This is a genomic window from Dolichospermum sp. LEGE 00246, from assembly GCF_015207865.1.
In the GTDB taxonomy this organism is placed as follows: Bacteria; Cyanobacteriota; Cyanobacteriia; order Cyanobacteriales; family Nostocaceae; genus Dolichospermum; species Dolichospermum heterosporum.
The window spans coordinates 1-6656 of the sequence record NZ_JADEWA010000303.1; the positions used below are offsets into that span (position 1 = coordinate 1).

Annotated in this window: 5 protein-coding genes and 2 pseudogenes; 6 read left to right on the top strand and 1 reads right to left on the bottom strand. The window is 41.3% G+C overall.

The annotated features are described in order from the left end of the window. The 6 genes and pseudogenes from IQ228_RS17955 to IQ228_RS17980 form a co-directional block, all read left to right on the top strand. A pseudogene (locus IQ228_RS17955) lies at positions 1–170 on the top strand (photosystem II D2 protein (photosystem q(a) protein)); the annotation flags it as partial. Positions 171–686: 516 nt separating this feature from the next. Beyond that, positions 687–1334: an IS607 family transposase gene (locus tag IQ228_RS17960; protein WP_027403656.1), complete on the top strand. Its 648-nt coding sequence runs from the start codon at positions 687–689 to the stop codon at positions 1332–1334. 809 nt (positions 1335–2143) lie between these two features. Then, positions 2144–3877: an iron uptake porin gene (locus IQ228_RS17965; protein WP_027403657.1), complete on the top strand. Its 1734-nt coding sequence runs from the start codon at positions 2144–2146 to the stop codon at positions 3875–3877. 170 nt (positions 3878–4047) lie between these two features. Further along, the gene (locus tag IQ228_RS17970) at positions 4048–4485 is read left to right on the top strand and encodes an Rrf2 family transcriptional regulator (RefSeq protein WP_027403658.1); all 438 of its coding nucleotides are present in this window, start codon (positions 4048–4050) and stop codon (positions 4483–4485) included. Positions 4486–4502: 17 nt separating this feature from the next. Then, a complete protein-coding gene (gene cysK, locus IQ228_RS17975; RefSeq protein ID WP_193963790.1) occupies positions 4503–5465 on the top strand; it encodes a cysteine synthase A in 963 nt (320 codons plus the stop codon). 15 nt (positions 5466–5480) lie between these two features. Then, positions 5481–6170: a J domain-containing protein gene (locus IQ228_RS17980; protein WP_027403660.1), complete on the top strand. Its 690-nt coding sequence runs from the start codon at positions 5481–5483 to the stop codon at positions 6168–6170. A 148-nt stretch (positions 6171–6318) separates the two neighbouring features. Here IQ228_RS17980 and IQ228_RS17985 read toward each other — a convergent pair. After that, positions 6319–6656: pseudogene (locus IQ228_RS17985) on the bottom strand (hypothetical protein); the annotation flags it as partial.

The following is a 6656-nucleotide window of genomic DNA, read 5'->3' on the forward strand; positions in this document are numbered from 1 at the left end:
ACTTCGTTTCCCAAGAATTACGGGCAGCAGAAGACCCAGAGTTTGAAACTTTCTATACCAAAAATATTTTGTTGAATGAGGGTATCCGCGCTTGGATGGCTCCTCAAGATCAACCCCACGAACAGTTTGTATTCCCAGAAGAAGTATTACCACGTGGTAACGCTCTCTAACTCTGGAATTTACCCTGAATTTATCTTTGTTAGTTAGCCCTCACCTCATTGGTGAGGGTTTTTTTGTGGCAGAAATTGAAATCAGGGTATTGCAAATTTTCGCAGTTGTGTTATAGTAGTCTCAGGTTACAAACCCAAAGCATTTTGCTTTGCCCCTTTTGAAACTAAGACCATTTAGGCAACAAGGAGGTGATGCCCATGATAGAAAGTAGTATACGCATGGGTCATCAAGTTGCAGTTAGCCGGCTGTGCGCCGGGGCTGTTCTCTAAAAGTTAGCTTTAGTTCTCTTGAGATACTAAGTTAGCTCAACTAACTAGGCTTAACATCGGAGTTCCCTCCGGCAGTCTGGTTGCAACTTGAAGACCCGCTAGACCGCCCTGACTTAGATTATCTAATCTAAATCAGGGCGGATAGTTTTTAAGGGTTTTAAACTGTTCAGCAATTTCTACCCATAACTAGCCTTATGTTATGGAACGTCCATATAATTAACTTAGTCAAGCAAGGGAGTTAATGATATGGAAAACCAAGAAGTGACTATTTCAATAGGTGATGCTGCTAAAGAGCTTTGTGTGTCAGTAAAAACTGTTCGTAGATGGGCTGATGCTGGTAAATTGCGATTTGAACGCAGTCCATCAGGGCATAGAAGATTTTTTCTTACAGATATTAAACGAATTACACCGCGAGATTTTAATCAGTTAGAAGACCGCATAACTATCAATTATGCCCGCGTTTCTAGCCATGACCAAAAAGATGATTTATCTAGGCAGATAAAGGTTTTAGAAGCTTTTAGCGGAAGTAATGGTTGGCAGTTTGAGACTATATCTGACTTAGGTAGTGGTTTAAATTACAATAAAAAAGGTCTTCAAAAACTACTGAAACGGATTATGCAAGGTGATGTAGGTAGATTAGTCCTGACTCATAAGGATAGACTTCTCCGGTTTGGTTCTGAGATTGTATTTGCAATGTGCGAAGAATTTGAAACTGAAGTTGTCATTATCAATAAATCAATCGAAGAAACCACTTTTGAACAAGAATTAGTAACAGACATGATTGAACTCATTACTGTTTTTTCAGCAAGACTGTATGGTTCGCGAAGTCACAAGAACAAAAAACTACTGGACAACGTGTCCAAAGTTGTCCAAGAATCTATCCAAAACAGTTGACAGTGGATAGATATGGGTATATACTAAAGAAGTATCAATAAATATTGTCAAGTCGAAAACAATGCTTCATTTTAAGCTCGACAGACCACTATAACTATAAGTAGGTTGGCGTTGAAAATTGTCGTTATAAGTAGTGAGACAGAATTAATTACACAATGTCATTGCGTTAGCGCAGCGTGGCGTTAACCATATATAACGCAGTGAAATGAAGCAATTCCAAGGGTTGTGATTGCTTCCCTTCGCTCGCAATGACTATAAATATTTTTGTCCAATTACTTAGCAAGGCAAGAGGCAAGAGTAAAGAAGTTTTCAGCGATTTTCATCTCATTCCCAGTCTCTGGCTGGGAATGAATTCTAGAAGGCTCTGCCTTCAATGATATTAGAGGCAGAGCCTCATCAACTGCATTCCTAGTCAGAGACTAGAAACGAGATGTGGTAGGGATTTGAGCTTAAGTTGACACCAATGAAGCTCTTGCTTGACCCCTACACATCTGGGTTGTTTGTCATTTGGCAAAAGTTTAAATCTCACCCGTGTTGAGTATACATACGTACTTGAACAGAAAATCTTATGTTGGTTATTAGAAAAAGTGATAATATAACCACAGGATATAGTTGAAAGTTTTTGCATAAGTTAATTGCATTAAAGTTTAACAATTAGTTAATCAATTGTTAGCCTTGTGAAAGCTATGATTGTGGTAATAGTGGCAGCCATGCCTATTACACAGGTTTCAACAAGATTTCGCACTTGTAACCAGTTGGCTACAGCGAACTCAAGTTATCCATATAAAGGTGTGAGGAGAAAAGAAAAAATGTCTAATATTTTGTGGAAATCCTTAGTGGTTAGCCCAGCAATTTTGGGAGCAGCACTGTTAGTATCTTCAACAGCGATCGCCGCACCCAGTACCACCCAGGACGCATCGGCAATAGAAACTTCCTCTACAACAGAAGTTTCTGAAAAGCCAGCAACATTGGCAACAGAAACCAAAGAAGCCCAAGTTTTGGCTCAGGTTAACCGCTACAGCAACGAAAACAATACTTCTTTAAATCAGGTAACATCAGTTTCCCAATTCTCTGACGTGCAACCTACAGATTGGGCATTCCAAGCTTTGCAATCTTTGGTAGAGCGCTATGGCTGTATTGCAGGTTATCCCAATGGCACATATCGCGGTAATCGGGCTTTAAGCCGTTACGAATTTGCTGCTGGTTTAAATTCTTGTTTAGATCGTGTAAATGAATTGATTGCCACAGCAACCGCTGATATGGTAACAAAACAGGATTTAGCAACATTGCAGCGGTTGCAAGAAGAATTTTCTGCGGAATTGGCAACTTTACGCGGTCGAGTAGATGCTTTAGAAGGGCGGACTGCTGAATTAGAAGCCAATCAATTCTCCACTACCACTAAGTTAAAAGGTGAAGCTATTTTTGCTGTCACCGACGTTTTTGGTGGTGAAACAGGCAAAGCTAACCGGGCAGTTTTCCAGGATAGAGTGCGCTTAGGTTTAGAAACCAGCTTTACGGGTAGAGATATATTAACCACCCGTTTGGCTGCTGGTAATGCCACAGGCTTTAGTCTCCGAGATAATGCGAATAGTCCTATTGCGTCCGGTGGAGTTGGCAAACAAACCTTTGAAGTTGGTGCAACTAGCCCAGCTAACAGCGTTAAAATTGACAAGTTAACCTATGAAGCCCCTGTAGGACCTGCAAGAGTTTATCTTTCAGCTAGTGGTGGGCAACATAGTGATTATGCCGCTGTTAACAATCCTTACTTTTTTGATAAAACAGATGGTGGTAAAGGGGCTTTAAGTACCTTCGCATCTGAAAACCCCATCTACCGGATTGGTGGTGGTTCTGGTATTGCCTTGAATGTACCCTTTGGGAAACCTGGTGATAGTTTCTTGAAACCAAGTTCTCTCACATTAGGTTACTTAGCTTCAAGTGCTAATGATCCTAGTCCCAGCAATGGCTTGTTTGATGGCAACTATGCGGCTTTAGGTCAGTTAAATTTTAACGTTGGTAATCGCGTCGCTTTGGCTGCCACCTATGTCCATGGTTATCAAAAAGCAGGTACTACCTTATTTGATTCAGGACTTGGTACTGGTGCTTTAGTAGGTACTGCACAAGCGAATACTTTAGGCGTTAATTCAGCAACAGGTATTGCTAGTGCCTCTTCCAGCAACTCCTACGGTATTTCCGCAGCTATCAAGCCTAGCGATAAACTGTCTTTGAGTGGTTTCGTTTCCTACCATGATGTTACAGGCTTTGGAGCTAATGATGATAAAGAAGCTTGGAGCTATGGTGCAGGTTTAGCTTTACCTGATTTTGGTAAGAAAGGTAACGTCTTGGGTATCTTCGGTGGCGCTCAACCTTACTCACTAGGTGCGACTGGTAGAGAGACTCCATACCAAGTAGAAGGCTTCTATAAGTATCGCGTTTCTGAAAATGTATCCGTAACTCCTGGAGTTATCTGGGTGGCATCTCCTGGACAAAATAATACCAGTAATGATGCCTTTGTTGGTACACTCAGAACAACTTTTAGCTTCTAAATAGTTAAAAGTTTGTTAATAAGTTTCAACGTGATTTGACCCTGCCCCATGGCGGGGTTTTTTTGTGGGGAGTAAAAACCCCAGTGGAGAACCGGAGTATACTGTAAAAGAGATGAACTGTCAGGTTTTGCTCATTTTTATCCTTCAATTTTGATCTTGGACTACTGCTTGTGGAACTATCATGTAAATCTGAATACGCAATTTTGGCGTTATTAGAGATGGCTACTCATTATGACAACGGTGAACCGATGCAAATTCGGCAAATCGCTCTGCAACAAAAGATACCTGATCGCTATTTAGAACAACTGTTAGCAACTTTGCGGCGGCGGGGTATAGTTAAAAGTCAACGGGGTTCAAAAGGTGGCTATTTACTGGCGCGAGAACCTCGAAAAATTAGTATCTTTGAAATTTTAGAATGTTTGGAAGGTTTGGATGTGCAGACTGGTGAACAAAATACTAAACCCACAAGTTTAGATAATTCTGTGGTGTCAGAAATTTGGCAGGAAGCACGTCAAGCGGCAAATTTAGTGTTACAAAATTATTCGCTTCAGGATCTTTGTGAAAAACGGGATTCCCGGAAGCAGTTGGATATCATGTACTACATTTGAAGACGGAAAATTTTATGATGCGGATTGTTGAGAATATTACGGAATTGGTGGGACGGACACCTTTAGTGAAGTTAAACCGGATTCCTCAAGAATCAGGTTGTGTGGCGACAATTCTCGTGAAATTGGAAAGTATGAACCCTTCCTCATCGGTAAAAGACCGCATTGGGGTAAGTATGATTATGGCGGCGGAAAAGGAAGGATTAATTGCCCCGGGGAAGACGATTCTGGTAGAACCAACATCGGGAAATACTGGTATTGCCTTGGCTATGGCAGCGGCAGCTAAGGGGTATCAATTAATTTTAACTATGCCGGAAACGATGAGTGCGGAACGGCGGGCAATGTTAAGGGCTTATGGGGCCCAATTGGAACTCACGCCGGGAATTGAGGGGATGAGTGGGGCGATTCGGCGGGCGCAGGAGATTGTGGACAGAACACCATACTCCTATATGTTGCAACAGTTCCGCAATCCGGCTAATGCCCAAATTCACCGGGAAACTACGGCGGAGGAAATTTGGTCAGATACGGATGGATTGGTGGATATGATTGTGGCGGGAGTGGGGACTGGAGGGACGATTACGGGGGTGGCGGAAGTTTTGAAGGCCCGGAAACCAAGTTTTCAGGCGATCGCTGTCGAACCAGCTAATAGCCCGATATTATCGGGGGGTAAACCAGGTCCCCATAAAATTCAGGGCATTGGGGCAGGTTTTATTCCCCAGGTCTTAAAGGTAGAATTGATTGATGAGGTAATTACGGTGACTGATGAGGAGGCGATCACCTTTAGTCGCAAATTAGCCAGGGAGGAAGGGCTACTATCGGGCATTTCCAGTGGTGCAGCCCTCTGTGCAGCGGTTCGTGTTGCCCAACGTCCAGAGAATCAAGGACGCTTAATTGTGATGATTCAGCCTAGTTTCGGTGAGAGATATTTAAGTACACCTTTATTCCAAGACCTAGAAGCGAAAACAGCAACTAGCACCAATTAACAATCTATTCGATTCATGTCCGATTTTAACCACTACGACACCCTAAAAGTTAGTAATAATGCCAGTCTTGCGGAGATTAAACAAGCTTATCGCCGCTTGGTGAAAATTTTTCATCCTGATAGTAATCAAGAAATCACAGACAATGAACAAATTATTCGTGTTAATGCTGCTTATGAAGTTTTAAGTGACGGTAAAAGTCGTTTCAATTACGACGAAAAACTCCGTCACAGTCAGCAAAAATTCCATCAAGTTCGCCAAAAACGTGCAGAATATGCCCAACAGCACCACAAAGCAACTAGGAAAACGAGAAAAGATGTTGATGAAAACGTTGAAGAATGGCTACGTTTAGTTTATAAACCAGTAAATCGGATACTTTCGACAATTCTCAATTCTTTAGAATCACAAATTGACGACTTAGCCGCAGATCCTTTTGATGATGATCTTTTAGACGAATTTCAAGATTATTTAGCATCCTGTCGGGAAGATTTACGAGACGCACAAATTAAGTTTCGTTCTTTGCCAAATCCTACTAGTTTTGCAGCCGCAGCCGCCCATATTTACTATTGTATGAGTCAAGTGGCAGATGGAATAGAGGAGTTAGCCTACTTCCCGTTAAGCTATGATGATCGTTATTTGCACACAGGACAAGAATTATTTCGGATAGCGAAAAGATTGTATCGGGAAGCGCAAGAATCAGTTACTTGATGAGATTGTATAGCAATTCTCATTTAAGTGCGGATGAGCCGAAATTATTAACCGCAGATGCAAAAGGATGAGCGCAGATAAACGCAGATAAATTTGTACCGCGTTAAACTAGGAAATGCTATATACGGTTCATTGGATTATCCTGATATTAACCAATAGGATAACATCCTGGATTGACGGCATGAATAAATTCACTACCTGCTAGTGGTCTTCCTCGTTTATAAGCTGCTTCTTGCGGTTGTCCCCACCCTAATTGTAAAATAATTTCTAGAAAGTTCAGATTTTCCCACTTTAATAAAGTTGCCCATTCTGTTCTTTGGACAATTCTTTCTACATCTACTGTGTTGACTTTTTGATGTTGTTTACCATTACTAAAACTTAGATATAAATCCATTTCTTCTGTCACCAGATACCAAAATTCTAAAAGAGAATATTTGGCAGTTTTCAATATTTCTAAATCACTTTCTAATGCAATCAATTCTGGAT

Bases quoted from the DNA above. Each gene is read 5' to 3' on its own strand.
- IQ228_RS17965 (WP_027403657.1), top strand. From the start codon at position 2,144: ATGTCTAATATTTTGTGGAAATCCTTAGTGGTTAGCCCAGCAATTTTG.
- cysK (WP_193963790.1), top strand. From the start codon at position 4,503: ATGCGGATTGTTGAGAATATTACGGAATTGGTGGGACGGACACCTTTA.
- IQ228_RS17960 (WP_027403656.1), top strand. From the start codon at position 687: ATGGAAAACCAAGAAGTGACTATTTCAATAGGTGATGCTGCTAAAGAG.
- IQ228_RS17980 (WP_027403660.1), top strand. From the start codon at position 5,481: ATGTCCGATTTTAACCACTACGACACCCTAAAAGTTAGTAATAATGCC.